Origin of the sequence: Actinoplanes sp. CA-142083 (assembly GCF_050942195.1) — a bacterium.
Taxonomy (GTDB): domain Bacteria; phylum Actinomycetota; class Actinomycetes; order Mycobacteriales; family Micromonosporaceae; genus Actinoplanes.
This window is the reverse complement of sequence record NZ_CP192076.1, coordinates 8,004,661-8,030,313: the sequence shown is the minus strand read 5'-3', so window position 1 is coordinate 8,030,313 and position 25,653 is coordinate 8,004,661. Positions and strand designations below refer to the sequence as shown.

Sequence of the window (25,653 nt, the reverse complement as noted above, 5' to 3'; positions counted from 1 at the left end):
AATGGTGCTCAAGCCCACCCGGCGCGTCGGCGCCGCACTCAGCTCCGCCGTCCTCGGCCTCGCGTTGCTCGCCGGATGCGGCAGTGACAACGTCAACTGCGGCATCGACCAGTGCACGGTGACCATCGACCGCGAGGTGAACGCGAGCGCCAGCGTCCTCGGCATCGACGCGAAATTCGTCAGCGCGGACGCCAACACCGTGACGCTCGACGTGGCGGGGGAGCAGGTCACGCTGACCAAGGGGCAGCAGGCGGCGCAGGTCGCGGGCCTTCAGGTGTCGCTCGACAGCATTACCAACGACACCGTCAGTTTCCAGGTGTCACGTAACTGAGGTTTGTCAGACGTCAAGTCCGGTCAATGAGGGGGTATGTCGTCTGCCACCTCGAACGTCAAATACACCGCCTCCCGAGCGGCGGACAGCAAGCCGCTCGAGTATGTGGCCCGCGCCGGATTCATCGGCTACGGCATCATCCACCTCCTGTTCGCCTGGATCGCGTTCCAGGTCGCCTTCCGCGGCTCCGGCCAGGAGAGCGACCAGTCCGGCGCGCTGCAGACCCTGGCCGGCAACGGCGTGGGCAAGGTGCTGCTAGTCCTGATCGCGATCGGCATGGTCGGCCTGGCCATCTGGCAGGGCTTCGAGGCCGTGATCGGCGAGAGTGGCCCGCGGGACCGGACGGCGGTCGCCGAGCGGGTGATCTCCGGTGTGCGCGCGATCCTCTACCTTTGGCTGGCCTGGTACGCGATCAACGTGCTGCGCGGCGCGAACGCGTCGATGGCGCAGAACCAGGAGAACAAGTCCGCGGGGATCATGTCCCATGATGGTGGCCGCTGGCTGATCGGGCTGGTCGGCCTGGTCGTGCTGGGCGTCGGCATCGGGATCTTCGTGTACGGGTTGCGCAAGAAGTTCGTGAAGCACCTGAACACCGAGCAGATGGCCGCCTCGGTGCGGAAGTCCACGGTCCGGCTCGGCATGCTGGGTTACATGTCGAAGGGCGTCGCGTACGGCATCGCCGGCATCCTGGTCGTCGCCGCCGCCGTCACCTTCGACCCGGAGAAGGCCCGTGGCCTCGACGCGGCGCTGAAGACGCTGGCGGGGCACCCGTGGGGCGTGTGGCTGCTGGCGCTGATCGGGCTGGGCATCGCCGCGTTCGGCATCTACTGCTTCGCACAGGCTCGGTACCGCAAAGTGTGAGCCAGCACCAAACTCTCCGGGAAAGGGTTGGGAGACCCGGCCGCTGGAGAGGATGGCACGATGCGCGACTTGATGATCGGCATCCTGACCGTCGTGGCGTCGGCCGGCGCCGCGATCGTCGTAGTCGAGATTTTGCACTGGGCTGTCCGCCGGATCGGCCGCCGCTCCGTCCTGGCGGCCGACCTGGCCCGGACAGCCCACCGGCCGTTTCTGGCCACGCTGACGCTGTTCGCGGTCCAGCAGGGCATCCGCTGGCAGGCCGGTGATTTCGCCGGCCGCGGCGCGCTGCTGCACCTGCTGGTGATCCTGTTCATCGCGGCGTTCGCGTGGCTGGTGGCGGCGCTGGTGCTGGTGCTGGAGGACGCGGCGCTGGCCCGCTGGCGCACCGATGTGCCGGACAACCTGAAACGCCGCCGCCTCAAGACCCAGGTGGTGATCCTGCGGCGGGTCACCGTCGCCACGATCGTGGTGCTCACGCTGGGCGTGGTGCTGATGACCTTCCCGGGGATCCGGGCGCTGGGCGCTTCGGTGCTCGCCTCGGCCGGTCTGGTCTCGGTGATCGCGGCGCTGGCCGCACAGAGCACGCTCGGCAACGTCTTCGCGGGGCTGCAGCTCGCCTTCAGCGACGCGGTGCGGGTCGACGACGTGGTGGTCGTCGAGGGGGAGTGGGGGCGGATCGAGGAGCTCACGCTCACGTACGTGGCCGTGCAGGTCTGGGACGACCGCCGGCTGATCCTGCCGACCTCCTACTTCACCACCAAACCCTTCCAGAACTGGACGCGTACGGGATCGGCGGTCCTCGGCACCGCCGAGCTGGACGTGGATTTCGGCACCGACATCGAGCCTCTGCGCGCCGAGCTGCGTGCCGTCTGCGAGGCGACCAAGCTCTGGGACGGCCGCGTCTGCGTGCTGCAGGTGACGGATGCGGTGGGCGGTAACGTCCGGCTGCGGGCGCTGGTCAGCGCCAACGACGCGCCGGCGCTGTGGGACCTGCGGTGCCTGGTGCGGGAGAGGCTCATCTCGTACGTGTGGCAGCACCAGCGCGATGCTCTCCCGAGAGTTCGCGCCGACCTGGAGAGCTCGGGTCCCACCCCGCTGCGGCCCACGCCGCCACCGCCCTCGCCGACCAGGCCCTCGGACGATTCCAAGGTTTTCTCGGGCGGGCCGGACGCGGAGGCTCGCGCGGCGCGGTTCGGGGGACCCGACGATACGACACAGGTCATCGCCAAGGCGGGTTTCGGGCAACAGGATTGACGTGCAGTTGATCAGGGCATAAACCAAAACCAGGGGAAAGGGGGACACGATGGCCGATGTCCTGAACGGTAGGGCAACCAGGCCGGTCGCGGAGCAGTCCACGGCCGAGCTCGTGCAGACCGCCAGCGAGCAGATCTCCCGGCTGGTCCGCGACGAGTTAGCGCTCGCGAAGGCGGAGCTCGCCGAGAAGGGCAAGCACGCCGGCATCGGGATCGGGCTGTTCGGCACCGGTGGCGTCCTGGTCTTCTACGGCGTGGGCGCGGCGATCGCGACGCTGATCATCGTGTTCGACATCTTCCTGCCGTTGTGGCTGGCGGCGCTGATCTGGACCGTGGCGCTGTTCCTTGTGGCCGGGATCCTGGCGCTGGTCGGGAAGAATCAGGTGACCAAGGCGGTGCCGCCGGAGCCGATGGCCGCGATCGAGAGCGTCAAGCTCGACGTCGACGAGGTCAAGCAGGCGGTCAAGGAGCGGAAGCGGGCATGAGCGAACAGACGAGCGACGGCGCCGCGGCGCCGGTGCCGAAGCCGACGATCGACGAGCTGCGGGCCGACATCAAGCAGACCCGCGCCGATCTCGGCGAGACCGTGCAGGCCCTGGCGGCCAAGGCGGACGTCAAAGCGCGGGCGCTGGACCAGGTCGAGGTGGCCAAGCAGCGGGCCCGCGAGGCGGTCTCCACCTCGCCGGTGCCGATCGCGCTGGTCGTCGCGGGCGTGGCAGCCGTTGTCGGGATCATTCTGGTGATGCGAGGGAGACGCCGGTGAGCAAGGTATCCAAGATCGCGTACAAGCCCGTCGGCCTGTTGCTCGGCGCGGCGGCCGGCGCGCTCGCCGGGTTCGCATTCAAAGAGGTCTGGAAGGTGGTGTCCGGCGACGACGATGCGCCGAACGCAACCGATGAGGAACGTGGATGGGGCGAAGTGCTCGCGGCCGCCGCGTTGCAAGGACTCATCTTCGCTGTCGTGAAGGCGGCCGTCGATCGGGGTGGCGCCACCGGAGTCCGCAAACTGACTGGTCAATGGCCGAACTAACTCCATGCTGAAGTGCAACGGCCTCCCACATCGCGAGAGCGAAGTGGGGGGCCTTTTCCGCATCAGCCGACGTTTATTCGATTCGGTTCAGGGGCAGCTTTCCGGGCAGTTTCTCAGGTACAGTGTGGCCAGTTTTTGCGTACGTGGTTCGCTGCTTCCGCCAAGACCACGAGACGCCGGCCGATCTGAGCGTCGGCGGGCGTCCACGGGTCGCGACGGATGGGACGTCCTCTGAAAGGCCGCCTCACGGCGCCGCTGCTCGAAAACGGTCATCGGCCCGGGCTTCAGCAGGGTCGGCATTTTCAGAGGGAGAGTTCAGCATGGCGCAAGGAACCGTGAAGTGGTTCAACGCGGACAAGGGCTTCGGCTTCATCACCGTCGATGGTGGGGGTGCTGACGTGTTCGTCCACTTCTCGGCCATCCAGATGAGCGGATACCGCAGTCTGGAAGAGAACCAGCGGGTCGAGTTCGAGATCGCCCAGGGCCAGAAGGGCCCGCAGGCGGAGCAGGTTCGCCCGCTCTGAGACACCACGCGCGGTCCTACGTGACCGGCTCGCCGATCGCCTGGCGGAGATCGGCTCGGAACTAGACAAGCCCCGCACTCCGGTTTCGGAGTGCGGGGCTTTCCGTTAATCGCTCTTATTGTCTTTTGGATCGAGATCGGACACGTTCGCCGATCATGGTCAAGATCAGCCCGAACACGGCAACGGCGCCGCCGACGAATGCCCAGGTTTGTTTACCGCTCATCTTGCTGTCGGTGAGAATGTCCAGTCCCTGAACTGTCCACAACGCACCGACGACGATCGCGAGTAGCCCGATCGTCATGAGGAGCCACCCCTTGAGTTTCGGGGGTGATGCCGGTTCGTTCACCATTTGTCATGCACCTGGGGACGAATCAGTTCGTCGTACACCTTTTGCACCTCCGCGTGCGTCTCGGCCGACAGCGGGGCGAGGTCGTCGGCGGCCGCGTTGCCACGGGCCTGCTCGCCGTTGCGGGCGCCCGGGATGACCACGGTGACGGCCGGCTGGTCGATGATCCAGCGCAGCGCGAACTGGGCCATCGTCGCCCCCGGGGGGACCAGCGGGCGCAGCCGGCGGACCGCCTCGAGGCCGGTCTCGAAGTCGACGCCCGCGAACGTCTCGCCCACGTCGAAGGACTCGCCGTGCCGGTTGAAGTTGCGGTGGTCGTTGGCCGGGAAGGTGGTGTGCTCGTCGTACCGCCCGGACAGCAGGCCGCTGGCGAGCGGGACCCGGGCGATGATGCCGACCCCGGCCTCGGCGGCGGCCGGCAGCACCCGCTCGAGCGGCTTGAGCCGGAACGCGTTGAGGATGATCTGGACGCTCGCGGTGCCGGGGCGGGCGATCGCGGCGAGGGCCTCGTCGACCTTCTCGACGCTGACGCCGTACGCCTTGATGCGCTTCTCCTCGACCATGGTGTCGAGCGCGTCGTAGACCGCGCCGGTGGAGTAGACCGGCGTCGGCGGGCAGTGCAGCTGAACCAGGTCGAGCGTGTCGACGCCGAGGTTGGCCCGGGAGCGGTCGTTCCAGCGGCGGAAGTTGTCGAGCGTGTAGTTCTCCGGCAGCTGCTCGACCCGGCGCCCCATCTTGGTGGCGACCGTCAGCTGCGGTTTGTCTTTGACGAACGAGCCGACGATCTGCTCGCTGCGACCGTCGCCGTACACGTCGGCGGTGTCGATGAAGGTGACGCCGGCGTCGACCGCGGCCTGCAGGGTGGCGTGCGCGTCGGCCTCGCTGACCTCACCCCAGTCGGCGCCCAGTTGCCAGGCGCCCAGGCCGACCACGCCGACCGTGCGGCCCATCCTCGAGAAGCTGCGATTTTCCACGGGAAAACCCTATCGCTTCCTGTGCTAGCTTCTAGCAAGACGTACGTACGGTTTGGAGGTTTGAGCATGTGGGATCCGACCGTCTACCGGCGCTTCGGGGCCGAGCGCTCCCGTCCCTTCTTCGATCTGACCGCCCGCATCGACGCCCAGCGCCCCCGGGCGGTCGTCGATCTCGGCTGCGGCCCCGGTGAGCTCACGCTGACCCTGGCCGAGCGCTGGCCGGAAGCCCGCGTGACCGGCGTCGACTCGTCGCCCGAGATGATCGACAAGGCAGTCGCGCACGGCGGCAACGCCTGGTTCCAGCTCGGCGACGTGCGCGACTGGAAGCCGGGCGCCGACGTCGACGTGCTGATCACCAACGCCACCCTGCAGTGGGTCGACGGCCACCGCGACCTGCTCGCCCGCTGGGCCGTCGAGCTGCCGGCCGGCGCGTGGCTGGCCATGCAGGTCCCCGGCAACTTTGACGCGCCCTCGCACCGGCTGCTGCGGCAAGTGGCCGGTCGGTACGGCGTCGGCCATGTGACCCGGGAGGCGCCGGTCGACGATCCCACCGGCTACGCCGATCTGCTGATGGCGGCCGGCGCGAGCGTGGACGCCTGGGAGACGACCTATCTGCACCTGCTCCCCGAGGGTGGCGAAACACACCCCGTGCTGCGCTGGATGGAGGGCACGGCGTTGCGGCCCGTCAAGGCCGCGCTGGACGAGAATGCCTGGGAGTCGTTCCGCGCCGACCTCGGCCGGGAGCTGACCGCCGCCTACCCGGCGGCACACGGGCACGTCGCGTTCCCGTTCCGCCGCGTCTTCGTGGTGGCCCGGACCGCGGCATAACGGAAGGAACATCGGGTGACCGAGCTGACCTCGTTCATCGCCGGGCTGCCGAAGGCCGAGCTGCACGTGCACCACGTGGGCTCGGCCTCGCCGCGGATCGTGGCCGAGCTGGCCGCCCGGCACGAGGGGCGGTCGCCGGTGCCGGCCGACCCGGCCGCGCTGGCCGACTACTTCGCGTTCCGCGACTTCGCGCACTTCATCGACGTCTACCTGACCGTGGTCGACCTGATCCGCGACGACGAGGACGTGCGGACGCTGACCTACGAGGTCGCCCGCGAGCTGGCCCGCCAGCAGGTCCGGTACGCGGAGCTGACGATCACGCCGTTCTCCAGCGTCAAGCGGGGCATCCCGGCCAAGGCGTTCTGCGAGGCGATCGAGGACGCGCGGCGCGGCGCGGCCGGGGACTTCGGCATCGAGCTCCGCTGGTGCTTCGACATCCCCGGCGAGGCCGGCCTGCCGGCGGCCGAGGAGACGCTGCGGATCGCGCTCGGCGAGCGGCCCGACGGACTGATCAGTTTCGGCCTCGGCGGCCCCGAGATCGGCGTGCCGCGGCCGCAGTTCAAGCCGTTCTTCGACCAGGCGCGGGCGGCCGGGCTGCACAGCGCGCCGCACGCCGGCGAGACCACCGGGCCCGAGACCATCTGGTCGGCCATCCGGGACCTCGGCGCCGAGCGGATCGGGCACGGCATCTCCGCCGTCCGGGACCCGCAGCTGATGGCGTACCTGGCGGACAACCGGATCCCGCTGGAGATCTCACCGACCTCCAACGTGCGGACCCGCGCGGTTCCGTCGATCGAGGAGCACCCGCTCGCCACGCTGGTCGGCGCGGGCGTGCGGGTCAGCATCAACTCCGACGACCCGCCGATGTTCGGCACCACGATCGAGGAGGAGTACGCGGTCGCCGCCCGCCTGCTCGACCTCGACCAGGACGGGGTGGCCGAGCTGGCGCGGGGCGCGGTCGAGCAGAGCTTCCTGGCCCCGGCCGGGAAGGAAGCCCTGCTCAAGGAGATCGGCGACTATCAGAACCGCGCGTAGAGCGGTTCCTGCCAGACCGCGAGCACCACGATGATGCCGATCGTGAGGATCGCGATCCAGCGCACCAGGCGCCTCTTGTTGAACCGGGCCGGGCCCTCCTCGGGCTCGGCCAGGGGCTTCGTCAGCAGATCGGGCATCGTCGCCTCCCAATAAGGCGGGCCTAGTCGGGTACCGCCGTCCAGCTCTGGTGGCGCTGACCGTTGCCGTTCTGGAGCACCAGCACCCGGTGCGCGCCGAAGCGTTGCTGTCCTACGCCGGCGACCAGGTCGCCGACCGTGGTGCGCATGGTGAATCCGTAATCCGAGGCCTGCAACTGCCAGCGGGCCCCGTCGTCGGTGCCGCAGTCGCCCTGCACCAGTGGCGTGCCGGCCACCGGGTTGCCGTCCAGCGGCACCACGCACTTGCCGGTGGCCCGCGAGACGAGCGAGTAGGCGCCGTTGCCGGCCGGCACCAGCTGCCACTGCTGTTGCGCGTTGCCGTCTGTCTCGGCGAGCGTGAGCGGCGTGCCGTTGGCGGTGCGGGCCGCGTACAGGTCGGCGGCGCCGCCGGTCAGGGCGTTGGTGAGGGTGAACCACGTGTTCTGGGCCGGGCGGGCGGCCGGCGCGGTCTCGGCGGTCGCCGTCGCCGCGTAGGCGCTGCCCGACTTGATCGTCACCTGATACTTGGCGTCGGGCTTGAGGCCGATCAGCCGGGCCCGGGTGGCCTTCGTGGTGGCGATGGGGGAGTCGCCGACCCACACCTCGTAGGTCGCGGTGGGGGACGCCGCGCTCCACGTGAGACGGGCCGAGCTGCTGGTCGCGTCGCGGATCTCGAGGACCGCCTGCACCGCCTGGGCCTGCGCCTTCTCCTGGGCGGCGGGCAGCACCCGGTGGCCGGCCTGCTCGGTCGGCGGCCCGGCCGACGGCGGCGTGCTGGGGGAAGCGGGCGCGCCGTTGTCGCCGTCCGGATTGCCGTTCCCGCTTCCGGCGCCGTTCAGGTCGCCGTTGCCGGACGCCGTGACCTCGGGGCTGGGGGGCGCGTCGCCGCCGCCGTCGGCCGCGCCCGGGTCGTACGAGACGCCCGCGCTCGGCGCCGCCGTGGGCGCCTTGGTCGGCTCGGCGGCGACGTCGGGGGCGCCGTCCGCGTCGGGCACGTCGTCGCCGCCGTCGCCGCGCAGCAGGAACTCGCTGGTCGCGATGTTCCAGTTCTTCGCGAGGTAGCTGCCCGGCTTCGGGTTCGTGCTGAAGTAGTCGTCATGGCCGCAGTCGAGCCGCGTCTCGTGCTTCTTGGGGCACGCGTTGCGCACCGGCTTGCCCGAGCGGTCCTCGCCGCAGAGCAGGTCGTACTCGTCGAGGCAACCGCCGGCGCCGCTCGCGTTCGGCGACTTGACCAGCACCGCGCCCAGCGTCTGGGTCAGCTCGCGGGCGGCCATCACCGAGCTCCAGCAGCCCGAGTCGACCCGGCCGTAGGAGGGGCCGCCGTTGTTGCGGTTGCCCAGCCCGGCGCGGGTGTCGGCGATGTAGGTGGCGATGCCGCAGTAGACGCTCGTGTCGGCGAACATGAGGTATTTGCGGTCGTTGCGGTTGTACCCGAGCGTCTGCAGCGCCCGGATGCTCTTGGCGAACGTGCCGAGCGCCTCGGGCGGTAGCTGCACCTCGGCGACGTCGACCCGGCACTGCGGGTTGGTGACGAAGCGGACGTGCCGCGAGCCGCCGGTCTCGCCGGCGCTCTCGTCGAAGATCTGGTCGGCCCCGCCCACCCAGGTGCGGATCGAGCCGAGGTAGTCGGTGTACCGCGACGGCGTGCCGAACTCGTGCAGGTAGAGCACCTGGACCCGCTTGCCGCTGCGGCCGTCGGCCTCGCACGCGACGTTCTGTGAGCCCATGACGAAGTCGGCCTCGCCGGGGGCGGCGTCGGGGATCAGCGCGGGAGCGTCGGCGGTCAGCGCGCTGCCGCCCTCGTCCCGGGCGATCTCGGCGTCGGCCGGCACCGCGCCGGTCTCCAGCGTCGGCTGGACCGGCTCGGGCGCTTTCGCCGTCACCGGGGCGACGCCGCGGCGCACCGCGAGCCCGGCCGGAGCCGGGTCGGGGCCGCGGGTGCAGGTCTGATCGTCCAATTGGTACGTGCCGGCGCAGATCGCGTCGGACTTGGCCGCCGCGAGTCCCTCGTAGACCAGGCCCTGACCGGGGTTGTCGGCCGGCAGCGCGGTCAGCTCGAGCTGCCGGGAACCGCCGGAGACCTCCTCCACCACGCTGGGGCCGACCACGCCGCCGACGCCGAGCACGGCCAGGCCGAGCCCGACCGGCAGTAGCCGGTGGGTCCAGGGCCGGTCCGACGCGCGGGAGCGTTCCACCCGGCGATGCGCGCGCGGCGCGACGACCGGCCGGCGGTGGGTGGACAAGTCCTCTCCTTGCCTGGCGGGGGCGCGGTGGGAGGCGGCCATGGGGTTGCCGCCTCTCACCGCGCGTGAGCTTCGCCGGTTCGTTTCGCGGGGACGATTTGCGGGCTTCGAACCGGGAAGCCGGATGGGATCGTCGGGAACGATCCCACTCCGGCCCAGCCAGGGAAACCTTCTTAACGCAGATCTAAGCAACTACTCACTCCGACCTGCCCGGGCGGCTGGTCCGCTCCCGGGCCAGGCGTCCGACCAGGCCGAACCGGCTCGCCTGCTTGGGGGTGGCCTCGGCGTCGGACAGCAGCATCACCACGCTGGCGCCGCCCATCGCGGCCCGGTCGAGGCTGACCGATCCACCGGCGGCCGTGGCCGCGCGGCGGGCGATGTCGAGCCCCAGGCCCGTCGAGCCCTGGTTGCTCTGACCACGCTGCATTGCTCTCTCCGGATCGGGGATGCCGGGCCCCGCGTCGTCGACCCGGACGGCAACCCAGCCGTCACGGCGGGAGATGCCGACCTCGAACGCGGTGCCCTGGGGGGTGTAGCGGAACACATTACCCAAAACGGCATCAAGAGCGGCAGCCAGCTCCGCCCGCGCCACCGGCACGGGGATACGGAGATGAGCGCCGATCACGCGGTACTGCCTGTTCTGGTCGGTGGCCAGCGCCGACCAGAACATCATCCTTTCCCGGACCACCTCGCTGGCGTCGCACAAACCGTCCTCGGGGGCCTCGGCAACCTGCGCCGCGACCGCCTGACGGGTCGTGTTGATCAGCTGGTTGACCTCGCCCTCGAGGGTCACGATCGCGGTCCGGATGCGGCGGATGCCGCGGCGCCGGTCGAGCTCCTCCTGGTCGAACATCCCCACCTGGGTGTCGTCCGGGTCGAGCGCCTCGGCGTCCAGCCGCAGCGCGGTCAGCGGGGTGCGCAGCCGGTGCGACAGGTCGGCGACCAGCTCTCGCTCGTCGGTGCGGGCGGTGACCAGGCGGTCGGCCATCCGGTTGAACGCGTACCCGGCCTCGGCCAGCTCGCGCGGGCCGGAGGGCTGGATGCGCACGCCCAGGTCGCCGTCGCCGACCGCGAGCGCCGCGTGCACGAGGTTGCGGGCCGAGCTCACCGCGCCGCGGGCCAGCCGGTCGACCACGAAGACCGAGCCGCCGACCAGGCCGAGCGCGATGCCGAGCAGCAGCAGCCAGTTGCGGGTGGTGTCGCCGGCGAGATCGGCGGACGGCACGAACACCTCGACCACCGAGGTCTTGCCGGCGACGGTCACCGGCTCCAGGCGTACGCGGCCATTGGTGACACCCACCTCGCGGATCGCGCCGCTGGAAGCCGTCAGTTTCACCTCGGCCGCGCCCGCCCACCCGCCCGCGACGTCACCCGGGGGATGGGCCACCGCCTCGCCACCGGCAGCCGAGACCGCGGCGGCCAGGCCCTTCTTGTCGGCGCCCGACGCGATCGCGCCCGCGATCGTGGCGCTGCGCCGCTCGGCCAGCGACATGACCTGTTCACGATGCTCGGAGCGCAGGTACCAGCCGAGCGGAACGAGGAACGCGAGGGCGGCGACGGCGGTCGTGGCGGCGGTCATGATCGCCAGCCGGGACCTCAGTCCGGCGCCACCAACCGGAACCCGACCCCCCGCACGGTGCGCAGGTAGCGAGGCTTCGCCGCGGACTCGCCCAGTTTCCGACGCAGCCAGTACAGATGAACGTCGATCGTCTGATCCTCGCCGACCGATGGCTGTCGCCATACCTCCTCCAACAGCTCACGACGAGAGACCACCCGCCCGGGGCGGGCCGCCAGGTAAGCCAATAGATCGAATTCCTTGCGGGTCAGGGCCAGCGCCTGGTCGCCCAGGCTGGCGCTGCGCTCGCCGACGTCCACCCGCAGCTCGCCGACCTCGTGCACGGCGGGCTGGGCGGTACGGCTCGCGCGGCCCACCCGGCGCAGCACGGTGGCGATGCGCGCGTCCAGGTGGGCGCCGGTGAACGGCTTGACCATGTAGTCGTCGGCGCCGGCCCGCAGCAACCGCACGACGGACTGCTCGTCGTCGCGCGCGGTCGCGATGATGATCGGCACGTCGGTGATGCCGCGCAACATGCGCAAAGCATCCGAACCGTCCAGATCGGGCAGTCCGAGGTCGAGCACCACCAGGTCGGGGGTCTCGGCGGCCACCCGGCGCAACGCGTCCAGCGCCGTGCCGACGGCGTGCACGGCGTGCCCCCGGTCGGTGAGCGATCGGAGCATGGCGCCGCGCACGACGTGATCGTCCTCGACGAGCAACACCGTGGCCATGCAGAGACCGTACTGCCAAGGGCAAGACACGCCTAACCGGTGATTCAGGGACACCCTTCGATCACATGGAGTGACGGATTACCATCCGATGTGCTGATGTCATTCACGCTTTTCCCCGGTACGCGACTGGCCCTGGCGCTCGAGAGCCTGGCCGGTCTGAGCGTCGGCGACGCGCTCGGGGCGCAACACTTCGCGGCCCGGATCGACTTCGCTGACTTGCCTCCCGGCCCGTGGGAGTGGACCGACGACACCGAAGAGGCGTGCTGCCTGGTGGCCGTCCTGAACGACGGCGACTTCGACCGTGACGCCTTCGCCGAGCTGCTGGGGCGTCATCACGATCCGTATCGGGGCTACGGTCCCGGCGCCGTCGTCATGCTGCGCGCCATCCGCGAGGGTCTGCCGTGGCCGATCGCGGCGGCGTCGGCCTTCGACGGCGAGGGCTCGGCCGGCAACGGCGCCGCCATGCGGGCCGCGCCGCTGGGCGCCTGGCACGCCGACTCGCTCGCGCACGCGGCCGTGCAGGGCGCCCGGGCGGCCGAGGTGACCCACGCGCACGCCGAGGGCATCGCGGGCGGCGTGGCGGTAACCGTGGCCGCGGCGCTGGCGGCGGCCGGCCGGCTCGACGGGCACCGGCCGGGGCTGCTGCGGGCGGTGGCCGCGCACACCCCCGACGGCCGGGTCCGGGAGGGGCTGCTGGCGGCGATCCGGTGCCGCTCGGCCGAGGAGGCGGCGTACGAGCTCGGGTCCGGGGCGCGGGCGATGGCGCGCGACACCGTGCCGTTCGCGATCTGGGTCGCCGACCGGTTTCTCGACGACTATCCGGCGGCGATCCGGGCGTGCGTCGCGGCCGGCGGGGACGTGGACACCACCTGCGCGATCGCCGGTGGGATCGTGGCCGCGCACACCGGGCTCGACGGCATCCCGGCCGCGTGGCTCTCGGCACGGGAGTCCTTACCGCCCTGGCTCGCCACCTCGTTGGCATAGGCTGCTTGGCGTGACGGAGACGGGGGAGCCTGACGGCCTGGAAAGGCTGTGGACGCCGTACCGGATGGCCTACGTCACCGGCGAGGACGCGCCTCCCGAGGGCTATGCGAAGCCCTCCGGCTGCCCGTTCTGCCGTGCGCCGTCCGAGCCCGAGAGCCTCGTGGTCGCCCGCGGTGAGCTGGTCTATGCGGTGCTCAACCTGTATCCGTACAACCCCGGGCACTTGCTGATCTGCCCTTACCGCCACGTGGCCGACTACACCGATCTGACCGAGGGCGAGACCGCCGAGGTGGCGGCTTTCACGCGTACGGCGATGCGCGTGATCCGCACGGTGAGCAGCCCGCACGGCTTCAACCTGGGGATGAACCAGGGCGCGGTGGCCGGCGCCGGCATCGCGGCCCACCTGCACCAGCACGTGGTGCCGAGGTGGGGCGGCGACGCCAACTTCATCTCGGTGATCGGCCGCACCAAGGTGCTGCCTCAGGTGCTGACCGACACCCGGGTCATGCTTCAGAAAGCCTGGCCAGCGCTCTGATCCCGGCGACGATCTCCTCGGGGCCCGGCGCGTTGCCGGGGTCGGTGAACCACTGGGTGAGGATCCCGGACATCAGCGCCATCTGCACCGCGCCGAGGGTACGCACGGTCTTGTCGTCGAGCTGATCCTCGGGCACGCCGGTCAGCAGCGCGGCCATGCCGCTGCGGCCCTGCTGGATCCCGCCGGCCAGTTGCTCGCGCAGGGCCGGGTTGTGCTCGGCCTGGATCACGATCTCGAGGCTGGCCATCCAGAGGGCCCGGTCCTCCTTGATCGAGCCGATCACCCGCCGCCAGAAGCCGATCAACTGATCCTCGCCGTCCTCAGGCGGGCCGGCCAACGCCAGGCCGATCCGGTCACCCCAGTCCTCCATGGCGCTGAGCATGGCGGCGGTCATCAGCGCCTCGGTCGAGCCGTAGTGGTAGCCGATCGAGCCGAGGTTGGTGCCGGAGAGGGCCACGATGTCGCGCGCCGTGGTGCGGGCATAGCCCTTCTCCAGCAGCGCTCGCTTGGCGCCGACCAGCAGCTCTTCCTTGTGGCCCATGTTCGCGATCCTAACTTCTATACAAACGTGTAAGACGTTTGTATAGTAGTCCGCATGACAGCGAAACGAGTACTGATCTCCGGGGCCGGCGTGGCGGGCCCAGCGTGTGCGTTCTGGCTGCGTGAGCGCGGCTTCGAGGTGACCGTCGTCGAGCGCGCCCCGGCGCTGCGCGAGGCGGGTTACAAGGTGGACGTTCGCGGCGCCGCCACCGAGGTGCTGCGGCGGATGGGGCTGCTCGAGGCGGCGCAGGCGGCCGACACCGGCATGCGGCAGATCACCTACGTGCGGGGCAACGGCAAGCCGATCGCGGCCCTGCCGGCCGACCTGCTCATGGGCCGCCGCGGCGACGACGTCGAGATCATGCGGTGGGACCTGAGCCGGATCCTGCACGACGCCACCGCCGACGGCGTGGAGTACGTGTTCGGCGACGCGATCGCCAAGATCGCCGACGGGCCGGAGGGCGTGGACGTGGCGTTCGAGCGCGGCGCCCCGCGGCGGTTCGACTATGTGATCGGCGCCGACGGGCTGCACTCGGCGACCCGGCGGATGGTTCTGGGCGAGACCCCGCTCAGCCACCTCGGGGCGTACATCTCGATCTTCTCGACGCCGAACCTGCTGGGCATCGAGCGCGAGGAGGTCATGTACTTCCGGCCCGGGCGGCTCGTCTTCGCGTACGCGATGGACCCGGACCAGGACGCGCGGGTCGGCCTCGCCTTCGCCGCGCCGTCACCCGACCTGGCCCGCGGCGATGTAGCGGCGCAGAAACGGCTGGTCCGCGAGGCCTTCGAGGGTCAGGGGTGGAAGGTCGACGAGTTCCTCGCGGCGATGGACGACGCGAGCGACTTCTACTTCGACTCGATGAGCCAGGTCGAGCTGCCGTCCTGGTCCCGCGGGCGGGTCGCGCTGCTCGGCGACGCCGCACACTGCCCGGCGCCGGCCTCGGGACAGGGCACCAGCCTGGCGCTGGTCGGGGCGTACCTGCTCGGCAAGCACCTCGGCGAGCCGGACGGGCTGGCCGCGTACGAGCGGACCATGCGGCCGTACGTCGAGAAGAACATGGCCTTCGGCAAGAAGATGGCCAAGGACATGGTGCCGGGCGGCCGCCTCGCGATCGCCTTCCGCAGTTACGGCATGCGGACCCTGAAGTACCACCCGCGCAAGGAGCAGGTGATCGACAAGATCCTCGCGCCGATGCACGAGGCGGCCAACGCCGTCGAGCTGTAGGGCCGGTCGTGCTGGTCGCGTGGGAGCGAGGCGAGGTCCAGGTGGTGGCTGACGTCGTCCGCGAAGCGGTCGCATACCGGGGTGTATGTGGCCGTTTCGCGGACGCCGTCAGGCGCCGCCTGGGCCACGCCGCAGCCCCGCGTGACCAGCACGACCGGCCCTCCCTACTTCGTGTGCTCCTTGCGCACCGCGTCGGCCAGGTGGGCGGGCATGGGCTCGTGGCGGATGTACTGGCGGGTGAACGTGCCGGCGCCCGACGACAGGGCGCGCAGCTCCACCGCGTACCGGATCAGCTCGGTCGCCGGCACCTCGGCCCGCACGACGCTGTGCGCGCCGTCGGCCTCGGACTCCGAGCCGAGCGGGCGGCCGCGGCGGCCGGAGAGGTCGCTCATCACGGCGCCGACGAACATCTCCGGCACCCGCACGGCGATCTCGTCGATCGGCTCGAGCAGCGTGAGCTGGCCGGCGGCGGCCGCCTCGCGCAGCGCCAGCGCGCCGGCGGTCTGGAAGGCGGCGTCCGACGAGTCGACGCTGTGCGCCTTGCCGTCGAAGAGCGTCACCCGCAGGTCGACCACCGGGTAACCGGCGACCAGGCCACGCTCGAGCTGGCTGCGCACGCCCTTCTCCACCGAGGGGATGTAGTTGTGCGGGACCGCGCCGCCGACGACCTTGTCGACGAACTCGAAGCCGGAGCCGCGGGGGAGCGGCTCGACGTTGATGTCGCAGACCGCGTACTGGCCGTGGCCGCCGGACTGCTTGACGTGCCGGCCGTGGCCCTTGGCCCCGCAGCCGAATGTCTCGCGCAACGGCACCTTGACCGGCTCGGTGTCCAGCTCGACGCCGCCCGAGCGCAGCCGGTCGAGCACCATGTCGGCGTGTGACTCGCCCATCGTCCAGAGCACCAGCTGGTGGGTCTCGATGTTGCGCTCGAGGCGCATCGTCGGGTCGCCGGCCACCAGGCGCGCCAGGTTTTTCGCCAGGGCATCCTCGTCGGAGCGCGTCTTGGCGACCACGGCGATCGGCAGCAGCGGCTCGGGCATGCTCCACGGCGCCATCAGCATCGGGTCGTCCTTGCCCGAAAGCGTGTCGCCGGTCTCGGCGCTGCCCGACTTGGTGATCGCGCAGAGGTCGCCGGCCACGCAGTAGGGCACCTCGCGCAGCGTCGCGCCGAGCGGGGAGTAGACGTGCGCCACGCGCTCGTCGGCGTCGTGGTCGGGGTGGCCGCGCTCGGCCATGCCGTGCCCGGAGACGTGCAGGACCTGCTCGGGGCGCAGGGTGCCGGAGAAGACCCGGACCAGCGAGACCCGGCCGACGTGCCGGTCGATCGTGGTCTTGACCACCTCGGCCACCAGCGGGCCGTCGGGGTCGCAGGTCAGCGGCGGGCGCGGGGCGCCGTCGACGCCGGTGACCACCGGCAGGTCGTGCTCCAGCGGCGAGGGCGCGCCGGTGACCAGGCCGTCGAGCAGGGCGTCGAGGCCGACGCCGGTTGCCGAGCAGACCGGGATGACCGGGTAGAAGTTGCCCTTCGCCACCGCCTTTTCCAGGTCGGCGACCAGCGTGTCGGCCGTGACCTCCTCGCCGCCGAGGTAGCGGTCCATGAGGGTCTCGTCCTCGCTCTCGGCGATGATCCCCTCGATCAGCGTGTTGCGGTCGTCCTGGATCGGGTTCAGGTGCTCGGGCTCGGCCTCGCCCTCCTTCGGCGGGAAGCCCTCGGAGTAGTCCAGCACGCGCAGCGTGACCAGGCCCATGAGGCCGGCGATCGAGGCGCCGTCGTCGCCGAGCATGGGCTGGTAGATCGGCATGACGTTTTCGCCGAAGGCCTCCTGGCAGGCCTCGAGGGTGGCGTCGTAGTCGGCGCGCGGGTGGTCGAGCCGGGTGATCACCACGGCCCGGGGCATGCCGACCGCGGCGCACTCCTCCCACAGGGCGGTGGTCGCGTCGTCGACGCCGCCCTCGGCCGAGACCACGAAGACGGCGGCGTCCGCGGCCCGCAGGCCGGCGCGCAACTCGCCCACGAAGTCGGCGTAGCCGGGGGTGTCCAGCAGGTTGATCTTGACGTCCTGGTGGATCAGCGGGGCGCAGGAAAGAGAAACCGACCGCTGCTGACGCACCGCGGCCGGGTCATGGTCGGACACCGTGGTGCCGTCGGCCACCGTGCCCGCCCGAGGAATCGTCCCGGTGGCGGCGAGCAGGGCTTCGACCAGTGTGGTCTTGCCCGAGCTCGAATGGCCCACCAGCACCACGTTTCGTACTCTGCCGGGCTCGGTCACCACCGGCGCCGCCGCGCCGTTGAGCCCCTTCTCCGAGGTCTTCTGCGCCATGGCGTCCGCTCCCTAGCCGTTTGATGACTGTTACGACGCTGTTTCTGAATCCCACACCCGCTGCTGTGGCGCTGGCAACCCTTTGTAGTCGGCAAACATCATGTTATGCCTTTGGTCCGTTTAGGGGTGGTGGGCGGGGCGGTTGGATGGATGACGATACGGGCTCGGCCGGGACCGCCACGTGCCTACTCCCGTTCCGCGCCGTTATGGTGGGACCGCCATGGCAAAGATCGTCCAAGTACCCGCCCGTGCTGTCGTGTCGCACGTCGTCAACCCGGTTGCGCGTTTCCTGCTGCGGATCGGGATCACACCGAACGCCGTGACCATCGCCGGCACCGTCGGCGTGCTCGGCGGCGCCTACCTCGGCGCCATCGGCGAGCTCTTCTGGGGCACGTGGGTGGTCACCGCGTGCGCCCTCACCGACGTGCTCGACGGGACGATGGCCCGGATGCGCGGCGGCAACGGCAAGTTCGGCGCCCTGCTCGACTCGTCCATGGACCGGATCGCCGACGGCGCGGTCTTCGGGGCGGTCGTCTACTACATGGCGACCGAGGGCAATCCGTACGGCGGCACGATCGCCGCGCTGATCAGCCTGACCGCCGGCCAGGTGGTCTCGTACGTGAAGGCGCGCGCCCAGAGCCTCGGGCTGAACGCCGACGTCGGCATCGCGGAGCGACTCGAGCGCCTGCTGATCCTGGGCGTCGGCGGCCTGCTCGGGGCGGCCGGGCTCGAGTGGGGCCTGCCGGCGGCGCTGTGGGTGCTGGCGCTGCTCTCCGTCATCACGGTCTTCCAGCGCCTGATCCACGCCGCTCGCACCGAGCCCGCGCCCGCACCGGAGTCCGCGTGAAAGACCGGCTCACCGAGATCGGTTTCCTGGCCGGGTGGCGGCTCGTCCGGGCCCTGCCGCAGCCCGTGGCGCGGTCGTTGTTCATGGCGGCGGCCGACCGGGCGTACAAGAAGAATGGACCCGGCACCCAGCGCCTGCGCAAGAATCTCACCCAGGTTGTCGGCGAAGGCATGCCGGACGAGCTGGTCCGGGACGGGTTGCGCTCCTACGCGCGGTACTGGCTCGAGGCCTTCCGGCTGCCGTCGCTGTCGAAGGAGCAGCTGCTCGCGGGGTTCGGCATCTCCGACGAGCACTACGACTGGATCAAGACCGGGGCCACCGACGGCCGCGGCATCATCCTGGCCCTGCCGCACCTCGCCAACTGGGACGCCGCGGCCGGCTGGGTGGTCTCCAACGGCTGGCGCATGGTGACCGTCGCCGAGCGGCTCAAGCCCGAGGGCGTGTACCGGCAGTTCATGGCGTACCGCGAGAACCTCGGCATGGAGGTCGTCCCGCTCACCGGCGGCGCGCGGTCGCCGCTCGACGTGCTCGCCGAGCGGCTGCGGCAGGGCTTCGTCGTCTGCCTGCTCAGCGACCGTGACCTGTCCCGCAACGGGGTGGAGGTCGAGTTCTTCGGCGGCCGCACCCGCATGCCGGCCGGTCCGGCGATCCTCGCGATCCGCACGGGCGCGCCGCTCTACGCCGTCGATCTTTCTTTCCACCCGACGCAGACGTACGCGGTGTTGCGCCCGATCACGCCGCCTACCGAGGGCCCGCTCGACCAGCGGGTCAAGGCCACCACGCAGATGCTGGCCGACGCCTACGCGGCCGGGATCGCCGAGCACCCGCAGGACTGGCACATGCTCCAGAAGCTGTGGCTGTAGGGGGAGCATCGTGCGGATCGGGATCGTCTCGCCCTACTCGTTCGACGTGCCCGGCGGCGTGCAGAACCACATCATGGACCTCTCCGAGGCGCTGATCGGGCTCGGGCACGAGGTCAGCGTGCTGGCCCCGGCCGACGAGGACGCCGACCTGCCCTCGTACGTGGTGCCGGCGGGGCGGGCGGTTCCCTTTCCGTACAACGGGTCGGTGGCGCGGATCGCGTTCGGGCCGGTGTCCACGGCCCGGGTGCGGCGCTGGCTCAACCGCGGCAACTTCGACGTGCTGCACGTCCACGAGCCGATGGTGCTCTCGCTTTCCATGCTGGCCGTGCTCTCCGCGCGGGGGCCGGTGGTGGCCACCTTCCACACGGCCATGACCCGGTCGCGGGCGATGTCGATGGCGCAGGGCTTGTTGCAGCTGGTCATCGAGAAGATCACGGCCCGGATCGCGGTGAGCGAGCTGGCTCGCAAGGTGCAGGTCGAGCACCTCGGCGGGGGAGCGGTCGAGATCCCCAACGGGGTCGCGGTGGCCAAGTTCGCCGATGCCGTGCCGCTTTCCGGCTGGCCCGGATCCGGGGGCACCATCGGTTTTCTGGGGCGGTTCACGGAGCCCCGGAAGGGTTTCGACATCCTGCGGACGGCATTCGTGGCGCTGGCCCGGGAGCGGCCCGAGTTGCGCTTCCTGGTGGCCGGGCCAGGCGACATTGACGACCTCTACTCGGACATTCCCGACTCGCTTCACGATCGAGTGATATTTCTCGGGTTAGTGTCTGAAGCGGACAAAGCTCGCATGTTGCGCAGTGTCGACGTGTATGTGGCGCCCAACACGGGCGGTGAGAGCTTCGGCATGATCCTGACCGAGGCGATGGCGGCCGGGACGGCGATCGCGGCCTCGGATCTCGACGCTTTCCGGCGCGTGCTCGACGGCGGCAAGGCGGGGGCGCTGTTCCCGACCGGGGACGCGGCCGCCCTCGCGGTGCTGCTCGGGGCGTTGCTCGACGACCCCGACCGGCGTTCCGCGCTCTCGGACGCCGCCCGCACGGCGGTCGCCGCCTTCGACTGGCCGGCCGTCGCGCTGCGCGTGCTCGAGGTCTACGCCACCGCGATCGAGGCCACCGACGGCCGGGTCATCGACGAAGAGTGGGCAGAGCCACGGCCGGGGGCGTGACCCGCGGCCACGAAAGGGCACTACGATGCCCGGCATGTGGTGGGTGCTGGGGGTTGTCGCGCTTGTCGCGCTGCTCTCCGCCTACCTGGGCTGGACGGCGCATCGGGTCGAGCGGGTGCACGTGCGCGCGCAGTCGGCCGAGCGTGCCCTCGACGCACACCTGCTGCGCCGGGCCGCGGCCGCCGCGGTCGTCGCCGAGCAGCAGGACAACGTCGAGCTCTACGCGGCCGCCCGGCTGGCGCTGGACGCCGATCCCGACGAGCGCGAGCCGGCCGAGAACGACCTGACCCGCCAGCTGCGCTCCACCCGGCTGAGCGCCAACGACCCGGCGGCGCGACAGCTGATTGCCACCAGTCGCCGTGTGGGATTGGCCCGGCAGGTGCACACCGATCAGGTACGCGACGCGCTGACGTCCCGCCGGCGTCTGCTGGTGCGGGCGCTGGGCATGGCCCGGCGGTACCCGCTGCCGCAGTATTTCGACATCGAGGACCCGGCGCTGTCTTTGGTGGAGGTGCCGCAGCCGGCCGCGCCGCCCACGGCACCTCTCGAGTCGGTCTGACCCGTACGTCGGTCGCGGGTTACCAGCCGCGCTCGGCCAGGCGGTGCGGGACCGGGATGTCGTCGACGTTGATGCCGACCATGGCCTCGCCCAGGCCGCGGCTGACCTTGGCGATCACGTCGGGGTCGTCGTGGAACGTGACGGCCTTGACGATCGCGGCGGCGCGCTGGGCCGGGTTGCCGGACTTGAAGATGCCGGAGCCGACGAAGACGCCCTCGGCGCCCAACTGCATCATCATCGCGGCGTCGGCCGGCGTGGCGATGCCGCCGGCGGTGAACAGCACCACCGGGAGCTTGCCGGCCTCGGCGACCTCCTTGACCAGATCGTACGGCGCCTGCAGCTCCTTGGCCGCCACGAACAGCTCGTCCTCGGGCAGGGTCTGCAGGCGGCGGATCTCCTGCCGGATCTTGCGCATGTGGGTGGTGGCGTTCGAGACGTCGCCGGTGCCGGCCTCGCCCTTCGACCGGATCATGGCGGCGCCCTCGGTGATGCGACGCAGCGCCTCGCCCAGGTTGGTCGCGCCGCAGACGAACGGCACGGTGAACTGCCACTTGTCGATGTGGTTGGCGTAGTCGGCCGGAGTCAGCACCTCGGACTCGTCGACGTAGTCGACGCCGAGCGCCTGAAGCACCTGGGCCTCGACGAAGTGCCCGATGCGGGCCTTGGCCATCACCGGGATCGACACCGCGGCGATGATCCCGTCGATCATGTCAGGGTCGGACATGCGGGACACGCCGCCCTGGGCGCGGATGTCGGCGGGCACCCGCTCGAGCGCCATCACCGCCACGGCGCCGGCGTCCTCCGCGATCTTCGCCTGCTCCGGCGTGACGACATCCATGATCACGCCGCCCTTGAGCATCTCCGCCATACCGCGCTTGACCCGCGCGGTCCCGACTGCGCTCTGGTTCTCGGACATGGTGTATCGGCTCCTCAAGCAGGGGTTTCGGTACCGGAATCGTATCCAGCTCCCCGGGGGCCAACGATGGCCAATCGACCCCCCGGTGGCCTGCTCCCTCCCACTTTCGTCTTCTCGAGGTTTTCCGGGGCGCGAACCGACTTGAGGTTTTCCGGGGCGCGAACCGAACCGCAACCCGGCTGCGCCCGTTCCGCACTCCGCGCCCGGGCGATCGGCCCGAACTGACTGGCATGACCGACACGATGATTGTTGAGCTGGGCCTCCAGGCGATGACCATTGCGGCGAAGATGTCCGCGCCGGTGCTGCTCACCGCTCTCGCGGTGGGCTTCGCGATCTCCCTCTTCCAGTCGGTCACCCAGATCCAGGAGGCGACCCTCTCGTTCGTCCCCAAGGCGGGCGCGGTCGGCGCGGCGCTGCTCTTCTCGGGCAACTGGATGCTGCACGAGATGGTCACCTACACCCAGCAGCTGTTCGAGAAGATCCCCCAGCTCATCGGCAGCTGAACAGTCTTCGCGGAAAGGCCGGCCCCCTTCGGGCCGGCCTTTCGCGTTTTCAGAACTTCTTGAGGTCGTCCGGGGTGAACGGCTTGCGCTCGACCAGCGTGAGCCAGTTGCCGGTGTTGTCGCGAATGACCGCTTCCACGCCGTACGGGCGATCGGCCGGCTCCTGGATGAAGGTGACGCCGGCCTCCCGCAGCTCGGCCGAGGTCTTGCGGCAGTCGTCCACCTCCAGGCCGAGGCCGCCCATCTGGCCGGCCTCGAGCTGGCCGCGTACGAAGGCGGCGGCGTCGGGGGAGAGCGGCGGGCCCGGGACCATGAGCGTCACCTCGAGCTCCGGCTGGCTGGGCTGCGCGATCGTCACCCAGCGGAACTCGCCCATGGTGGCGTCGACCCGGGCCTCGAACCCCAGCCGCCGGACGTAGAAGTCGCGGGTGGCGTCCTGGTCGAGGCAGTAAACGGTGACCAGAGAGATGTTCTTAATCATTCCCCGACGCTAGGCGCCGTCGCGCCGGTGACGCTTCTCCCCGATTGCGGGATCACCCCGTTCATGAACAGGTGACAGCCGGGGATGTGCTGAGCGGCGCCGGAATAGCGACGCTGATAGGCCGCGGGGGACTCGCCGACCAGGGCGGCGAAGCGGGAGGAGAAGGAGCCCAGGGACGAGAAGCCGACGGCCACGCAGACCTCGGTGACGGTCAGGTTCGCGTACCGGAGGAGGTCTTGTGCTCTTTCGATGCGCCGCCGGGAGAGGTAGCTGATCGGGGTGTCGCCGTAGGCCGCCCGGAAGGTCCTGATCAGGTGAAATATCGAAATTCCCGACAAGTCCGTCAGGTTGGCGAGCGTGATCGACTCCGCGTAGTGACGGTCCAGGTGGTCCCGCACCCGGCGGATCGCGAACACGCGGCCAGCCTAAGCTGGGAAGAGTGAATATCGGAGTCCTCGCCTTGCAGGGCGATGTTCGGGAGCATCTGGCGGCGCTTGCGGAGAGTGACGTGCTGGCGCGGCCGGTGCGGCGGCCCGAGGAGCTTGCGGAGGTCGCGGCGCTCGTGATTCCTGGCGGGGAGTCGACAGCCATCAGCAACCTCGCGGTCAGTTTTGGGCTGCTGGACCCGATTCGGAAGCGGATCGCGGACGGGATGCCGGTCTACGGGTCGTGCGCCGGCATGATCATGCTGGCCACCTCGGTGCTCGACGGGCGTCCCGACCAGGAGTCGTTCCACGGGATCGAGATGACTGTGCGTCGCAACGCGTTCGGGCGGCAGGTGGACTCGTTCGAGGGCGACGTGACCATCGACGACATTCCGGGCGGTGATTTTCACGCCGTCTTCATCCGCGCGCCATGGGTCGAAGAAGTGGGCGCCGGCGTGCGGGTGTTGGGCCGCGTCAAGGACGGACCGGCCGCCGGTAGGATTGTCGCCGTTCGGCAGGGGAACCTGCTCGCCACGGCTTTCCACCCGGAGCTCACCGGCGACCTCCGCGTCCACCGGTACTTCGTCGAGATGGTCCGCCAGGCCGCCTGAGACACGGAGGTTTTCGCATGTCCGGCCACTCCAAGTGGGCGACGACCAAGCACAAGAAGGCCGTCATCGACGCCAAGCGCGGCAAGATGTTCGCCAAGCTCATCAAGAACATCGAGGTCGCTGCCCGTACCGGCGGTGGGGATCCGGCCGGCAACCCGACGCTCTACGACGCCATCCAGAAGGCGAAGAAGAGCTCGGTCCCCAACGACAACATCAACAACGCGGTCAAGCGCGGCTCCGGCCTGGAGGCCGGCGGCGCCGACTGGCAGACGATCATGTACGAGGGGTACGGCCCCAACGGCGTCGCGATCCTGATCGAGTGCCTCACCGACAACCGCAACCGCGCGGCGACGGAGGTGCGCACCGCGCTGACCCGCAACGGCGGCACCTTCGCCGACGCCGGCAGCGTGTCGTACCTGTTCAACCGCAAGGGCGTGGTGATCGTCCCGAAGGGCTCGCTGAGCGAGGACGACCTGATGCTGGCGGTCCTGGACGCCGGCGCCGAGGAGATCAACGACCTTGGCGACTCGTTCGAGGTCGTGTCGGAGCCGACCGACCTCATCCCGGTGCGCACGGCCTTGGTCGACGCCGGCATCGAGTACGACTCGGCGGAGTCCTCCCTGGTCCCGACGATGACGGTGCCGGTGGACGAGGACGCGGCCCGCAAGGTCTTCAAGCTGATCGACGCGCTCGAGGACTGCGACGACGTCCAGAACATCTTCGCCAACTTCGACGTGTCGGACGAGGTCATGGCCGCAATCGACGCGTGACACGCGTGCTTTCCGACGGGGCCGGTGCTGGCGAGCACCGGCCCCGTTCGCGTATCCGGGGATTGTCCAGTGACACCTGGTCTAGCGACCAGTAGGCTGGGTGGCGGGTGAGTGATGGGAGGACAGGTTGGACTGGTCGCGGGCGGAGGAGCCCTCCATCAGCCTGGTGGTCGAGATCTTCCCCGGCGGCGACGAGGGCGCCCGCTGGTATGCGCGACACGGCGTCCCGGAGTACTGGACCGTCGATCAGACCCCCGATCGCGACGAGGATGACGCGCGCGTCCAAATCCTTCGACTGCGGCCGGAGACGTCTTCGTACGCGTGGGAGCGCAGCCGGCTTTTGTCCGAACTGGAAGCGGAGTACAGCGCGGGGTAATGGCGTGAGTCGATCTGAAAAGCCGGGCCGGAGTGATCCGGGCCGGCTTTTCTCAGGACGTTGTCGTGGAGAGCCAGGACATGTACTGGATCATTCCGCCGACCAGGAGAATGCCGGTGGCCACCAAGCGGCCCACCCGGTGCCACTGCTGTTTGCGGTACGCCTGGACCCACGCGATGCCCGCGTCGGCGTAGGGGCCTGCTCCCACCCGTACGGTGTCATCAAGAACGTCCGCCTTGCGCAACGCCAACGTCGGCGCCGGGCCCCGCATGGGCATGTAGGGCTGCGTGCGCAGCACGCGGATGTCGACCTCGTAGATCTGCTCGTCGCGCCACTGCTTCGTGCGCGACGCCAGGCGGCGGGTCATGTACTCGGTCGGCGCGTCCTTGTGGGCCAGCCAACCCCACCAGGCCAGCCGGCGCCAGTGGCCGGCCACGTCGGCCAGCACGTCCATATAGAGGTGCGCCGCCTCGAAGTCGCCGCCCACCAAGCGGTCCGTCTCGCGGCGTAGGGCCGCGAGGTGGCCGGCGACAAAGGCGACGTACTCCGGTGGCGGTTCGTCATCCATCGGCGGAACGAGGTACATAGCTACCTCCCGACACCCATCGTCGAGGCGTGTCGGTGCCGGGCGCAAGACCGGCCCGTATTAGGGTGTCGAACACACGTACGTGAGACAGGGGAGGTC

32 protein-coding genes are annotated in these 25,653 nt (G+C 70.3%); 20 read left to right on the top strand and 12 right to left on the bottom strand.

Translation table 11 applies throughout. The features are described 5' to 3' along the window. Position 1: 1 nt before the first annotated feature. From ACQPZX_RS36705 to ACQPZX_RS36675, 7 genes are all read left to right on the top strand, one after another. Positions 2–331, top strand: a complete 330-nt coding sequence (locus tag ACQPZX_RS36705; protein ID WP_433365887.1) for a hypothetical protein — start codon at positions 2–4, stop codon at positions 329–331. A gap of 36 nt (positions 332–367) precedes the next feature. Then, a complete protein-coding gene (locus ACQPZX_RS36700) occupies positions 368–1,192 on the top strand; it encodes a DUF1206 domain-containing protein (protein ID WP_433365884.1) in 825 nt (274 codons plus the stop codon). A 60-nt stretch (positions 1,193–1,252) separates the two neighbouring features. Beyond that, positions 1,253–2,446: a mechanosensitive ion channel family protein gene (locus ACQPZX_RS36695; protein ID WP_433365881.1), complete on the top strand. Its 1,194-nt coding sequence runs from the start codon at positions 1,253–1,255 to the stop codon at positions 2,444–2,446. Positions 2,447–2,495: 49 nt separating this feature from the next. Next, positions 2,496–2,930 (top strand): phage holin family protein, encoded by a 435-nt coding sequence (locus tag ACQPZX_RS36690; RefSeq protein ID WP_433365878.1) that lies wholly within the window; start codon positions 2,496–2,498, stop codon positions 2,928–2,930. Next, positions 2,927–3,208 carry a DUF3618 domain-containing protein gene (locus ACQPZX_RS36685; protein WP_433365875.1) on the top strand — a complete coding sequence of 94 codons (282 nt, stop codon included), beginning with the start codon at positions 2,927–2,929 and terminating at the stop codon, positions 3,206–3,208. Before ACQPZX_RS36690 ends, ACQPZX_RS36685 begins: the two co-directional genes overlap by 4 nt. Further along, a complete protein-coding gene (locus ACQPZX_RS36680; RefSeq protein WP_433365873.1) occupies positions 3,205–3,474 on the top strand; it encodes a DUF4235 domain-containing protein in 270 nt (89 codons plus the stop codon). The genes ACQPZX_RS36685 and ACQPZX_RS36680 overlap by 4 nt, the downstream gene beginning before the upstream one ends. A 320-nt stretch (positions 3,475–3,794) precedes the next feature. Beyond that, complete coding sequence (locus tag ACQPZX_RS36675; RefSeq protein ID WP_030440218.1) at positions 3,795–3,998, top strand: cold-shock protein; 204 nt, start codon at positions 3,795–3,797, stop codon at positions 3,996–3,998. 115 nt (positions 3,999–4,113) lie between these two features. Here ACQPZX_RS36675 and ACQPZX_RS36670 read toward each other — a convergent pair whose 3' ends face one another. After that, the gene (locus ACQPZX_RS36670; RefSeq protein ID WP_433365870.1) at positions 4,114–4,347 is read right to left on the bottom strand and encodes a hypothetical protein; all 234 of its coding nucleotides are present in this window, start codon (positions 4,345–4,347) and stop codon (positions 4,114–4,116) included. Then, positions 4,341–5,318 (bottom strand): aldo/keto reductase, encoded by a 978-nt coding sequence (locus tag ACQPZX_RS36665; protein WP_433365867.1) that lies wholly within the window; start codon positions 5,316–5,318, stop codon positions 4,341–4,343. The genes ACQPZX_RS36670 and ACQPZX_RS36665 overlap by 7 nt, the downstream gene beginning before the upstream one ends. Positions 5,319–5,384: 66 nt before the next feature. Here ACQPZX_RS36665 and ACQPZX_RS36660 point away from each other — a divergent pair, with 66 nt between their 5' ends. Further along, positions 5,385–6,146: a trans-aconitate 2-methyltransferase gene (locus ACQPZX_RS36660; RefSeq protein ID WP_433365864.1), complete on the top strand. Its 762-nt coding sequence runs from the start codon at positions 5,385–5,387 to the stop codon at positions 6,144–6,146. 15 nt (positions 6,147–6,161) lie between these two features. Further along, entirely contained in the window at positions 6,162–7,181 is a 1,020-nt protein-coding gene (locus ACQPZX_RS36655) for an adenosine deaminase (RefSeq protein ID WP_433365861.1), read from the top strand. Here ACQPZX_RS36655 and ACQPZX_RS36650 read toward each other — a convergent pair. From ACQPZX_RS36650 to ACQPZX_RS36635, 4 genes are all read right to left on the bottom strand, one after another. Next, entirely contained in the window at positions 7,166–7,318 is a 153-nt protein-coding gene (locus ACQPZX_RS36650) for a hypothetical protein (RefSeq protein ID WP_433365858.1), read from the bottom strand. The genes ACQPZX_RS36655 and ACQPZX_RS36650 overlap by 16 nt on opposite strands. Before the next feature lie 23 nt (positions 7,319–7,341). Beyond that, the gene (locus ACQPZX_RS36645) at positions 7,342–9,561 is read right to left on the bottom strand and encodes an RICIN domain-containing protein (protein ID WP_433365855.1); all 2,220 of its coding nucleotides are present in this window, start codon (positions 9,559–9,561) and stop codon (positions 7,342–7,344) included. 196 nt (positions 9,562–9,757) lie between these two features. After that, positions 9,758–11,140 carry a HAMP domain-containing sensor histidine kinase gene (locus tag ACQPZX_RS36640; protein ID WP_433365852.1) on the bottom strand — a complete coding sequence of 461 codons (1,383 nt, stop codon included), beginning with the start codon at positions 11,138–11,140 and terminating at the stop codon, positions 9,758–9,760. Between the two features lie 17 nt (positions 11,141–11,157). After that, complete coding sequence (locus tag ACQPZX_RS36635; protein WP_378971899.1) at positions 11,158–11,847, bottom strand: response regulator transcription factor; 690 nt, start codon at positions 11,845–11,847, stop codon at positions 11,158–11,160. A 96-nt stretch (positions 11,848–11,943) separates the two neighbouring features. Here ACQPZX_RS36635 and ACQPZX_RS36630 point away from each other — a divergent pair, with 96 nt between their 5' ends. After that, positions 11,944–12,831 (top strand): ADP-ribosylglycohydrolase family protein, encoded by an 888-nt coding sequence (locus ACQPZX_RS36630; RefSeq protein WP_433365849.1) that lies wholly within the window; start codon positions 11,944–11,946, stop codon positions 12,829–12,831. Positions 12,832–12,895: 64 nt separating this feature from the next. Beyond that, positions 12,896–13,366 (top strand): HIT family protein, encoded by a 471-nt coding sequence (locus tag ACQPZX_RS36625; RefSeq protein WP_433385638.1) that lies wholly within the window; start codon positions 12,896–12,898, stop codon positions 13,364–13,366. Here ACQPZX_RS36625 and ACQPZX_RS36620 read toward each other — a convergent pair. Continuing rightward, the gene (locus ACQPZX_RS36620; RefSeq protein WP_433365846.1) at positions 13,335–13,907 is read right to left on the bottom strand and encodes a TetR/AcrR family transcriptional regulator; all 573 of its coding nucleotides are present in this window, start codon (positions 13,905–13,907) and stop codon (positions 13,335–13,337) included. The genes ACQPZX_RS36625 and ACQPZX_RS36620 overlap by 32 nt on opposite strands. A 54-nt stretch (positions 13,908–13,961) precedes the next feature. Here ACQPZX_RS36620 and ACQPZX_RS36615 point away from each other — a divergent pair, with 54 nt between their 5' ends. Then, on the top strand, positions 13,962–15,131 hold the full coding sequence (locus tag ACQPZX_RS36615; protein WP_433365843.1) for an FAD-dependent monooxygenase: 1,170 nt from the start codon (positions 13,962–13,964) through the stop codon (positions 15,129–15,131). 164 nt (positions 15,132–15,295) lie between these two features. Here ACQPZX_RS36615 and ACQPZX_RS36610 read toward each other — a convergent pair whose 3' ends face one another. Then, on the bottom strand, positions 15,296–17,452 hold the full coding sequence (locus ACQPZX_RS36610) for an elongation factor G-like protein EF-G2 (RefSeq protein ID WP_433365840.1): 2,157 nt from the start codon (positions 17,450–17,452) through the stop codon (positions 15,296–15,298). Positions 17,453–17,672: 220 nt separating this feature from the next. Here ACQPZX_RS36610 and pgsA point away from each other — a divergent pair, with 220 nt between their 5' ends. The 4 genes from pgsA to ACQPZX_RS36590 are packed head-to-tail and all read left to right on the top strand — an operon-like array spanning position 17,673 to position 20,886. Continuing rightward, positions 17,673–18,299 (top strand): phosphatidylinositol phosphate synthase, encoded by a 627-nt coding sequence (pgsA, locus tag ACQPZX_RS36605; RefSeq protein ID WP_433365837.1) that lies wholly within the window; start codon positions 17,673–17,675, stop codon positions 18,297–18,299. Further along, positions 18,296–19,162: a phosphatidylinositol mannoside acyltransferase gene (locus tag ACQPZX_RS36600; RefSeq protein WP_433365834.1), complete on the top strand. Its 867-nt coding sequence runs from the start codon at positions 18,296–18,298 to the stop codon at positions 19,160–19,162. Before pgsA ends, ACQPZX_RS36600 begins: the two co-directional genes overlap by 4 nt. Positions 19,163–19,172: 10 nt before the next feature. After that, positions 19,173–20,327 carry a glycosyltransferase family 4 protein gene (locus ACQPZX_RS36595; protein WP_433365831.1) on the top strand — a complete coding sequence of 385 codons (1,155 nt, stop codon included), beginning with the start codon at positions 19,173–19,175 and terminating at the stop codon, positions 20,325–20,327. Positions 20,328–20,352: 25 nt separating this feature from the next. Then, a complete protein-coding gene (locus tag ACQPZX_RS36590; RefSeq protein WP_433365829.1) occupies positions 20,353–20,886 on the top strand; it encodes a hypothetical protein in 534 nt (177 codons plus the stop codon). Between the two features lie 19 nt (positions 20,887–20,905). Here the strand turns inward: ACQPZX_RS36590 and pdxS are convergent, their stop codons facing one another. Continuing rightward, positions 20,906–21,802: a pyridoxal 5'-phosphate synthase lyase subunit PdxS gene (gene pdxS, locus ACQPZX_RS36585; RefSeq protein ID WP_433365826.1), complete on the bottom strand. Its 897-nt coding sequence runs from the start codon at positions 21,800–21,802 to the stop codon at positions 20,906–20,908. Positions 21,803–22,032: 230 nt separating this feature from the next. Between pdxS and fliQ the strand changes: the two genes are divergently transcribed. Continuing rightward, positions 22,033–22,305, top strand: coding sequence for a flagellar biosynthesis protein FliQ (fliQ, locus tag ACQPZX_RS36580; protein ID WP_433365823.1), 273 nt, complete (start codon positions 22,033–22,035; stop codon positions 22,303–22,305). A gap of 49 nt (positions 22,306–22,354) precedes the next feature. Here the strand turns inward: fliQ and ACQPZX_RS36575 are convergent, their stop codons facing one another. Both ACQPZX_RS36575 and ACQPZX_RS36570 read right to left on the bottom strand, forming a co-directional pair. Beyond that, positions 22,355–22,786 (bottom strand): VOC family protein, encoded by a 432-nt coding sequence (locus ACQPZX_RS36575; RefSeq protein WP_433365820.1) that lies wholly within the window; start codon positions 22,784–22,786, stop codon positions 22,355–22,357. Further along, the gene (locus tag ACQPZX_RS36570; RefSeq protein ID WP_433365817.1) at positions 22,783–23,202 is read right to left on the bottom strand and encodes a helix-turn-helix domain-containing protein; all 420 of its coding nucleotides are present in this window, start codon (positions 23,200–23,202) and stop codon (positions 22,783–22,785) included. Before ACQPZX_RS36570 ends, ACQPZX_RS36575 begins: the two co-directional genes overlap by 4 nt. 23 nt (positions 23,203–23,225) lie before the next feature. Between ACQPZX_RS36570 and pdxT the strand changes: the two genes are divergently transcribed. From pdxT to ACQPZX_RS36555, 3 genes are all read left to right on the top strand, one after another. Then, complete coding sequence (gene pdxT / locus ACQPZX_RS36565; RefSeq protein WP_433365815.1) at positions 23,226–23,822, top strand: pyridoxal 5'-phosphate synthase glutaminase subunit PdxT; 597 nt, start codon at positions 23,226–23,228, stop codon at positions 23,820–23,822. Positions 23,823–23,839: 17 nt separating this feature from the next. Continuing rightward, entirely contained in the window at positions 23,840–24,592 is a 753-nt protein-coding gene (locus ACQPZX_RS36560) for a YebC/PmpR family DNA-binding transcriptional regulator (protein WP_433365812.1), read from the top strand. Between the two features lie 127 nt (positions 24,593–24,719). Beyond that, positions 24,720–24,968 carry a hypothetical protein gene (locus ACQPZX_RS36555; protein WP_433365810.1) on the top strand — a complete coding sequence of 83 codons (249 nt, stop codon included), beginning with the start codon at positions 24,720–24,722 and terminating at the stop codon, positions 24,966–24,968. A gap of 52 nt (positions 24,969–25,020) precedes the next feature. Here the strand turns inward: ACQPZX_RS36555 and ACQPZX_RS36550 are convergent, their stop codons facing one another. Further along, positions 25,021–25,536, bottom strand: coding sequence for a hypothetical protein (locus tag ACQPZX_RS36550; RefSeq protein ID WP_433365807.1), 516 nt, complete (start codon positions 25,534–25,536; stop codon positions 25,021–25,023). Between the last annotated feature and the right edge of the window lie 117 nt (positions 25,537–25,653).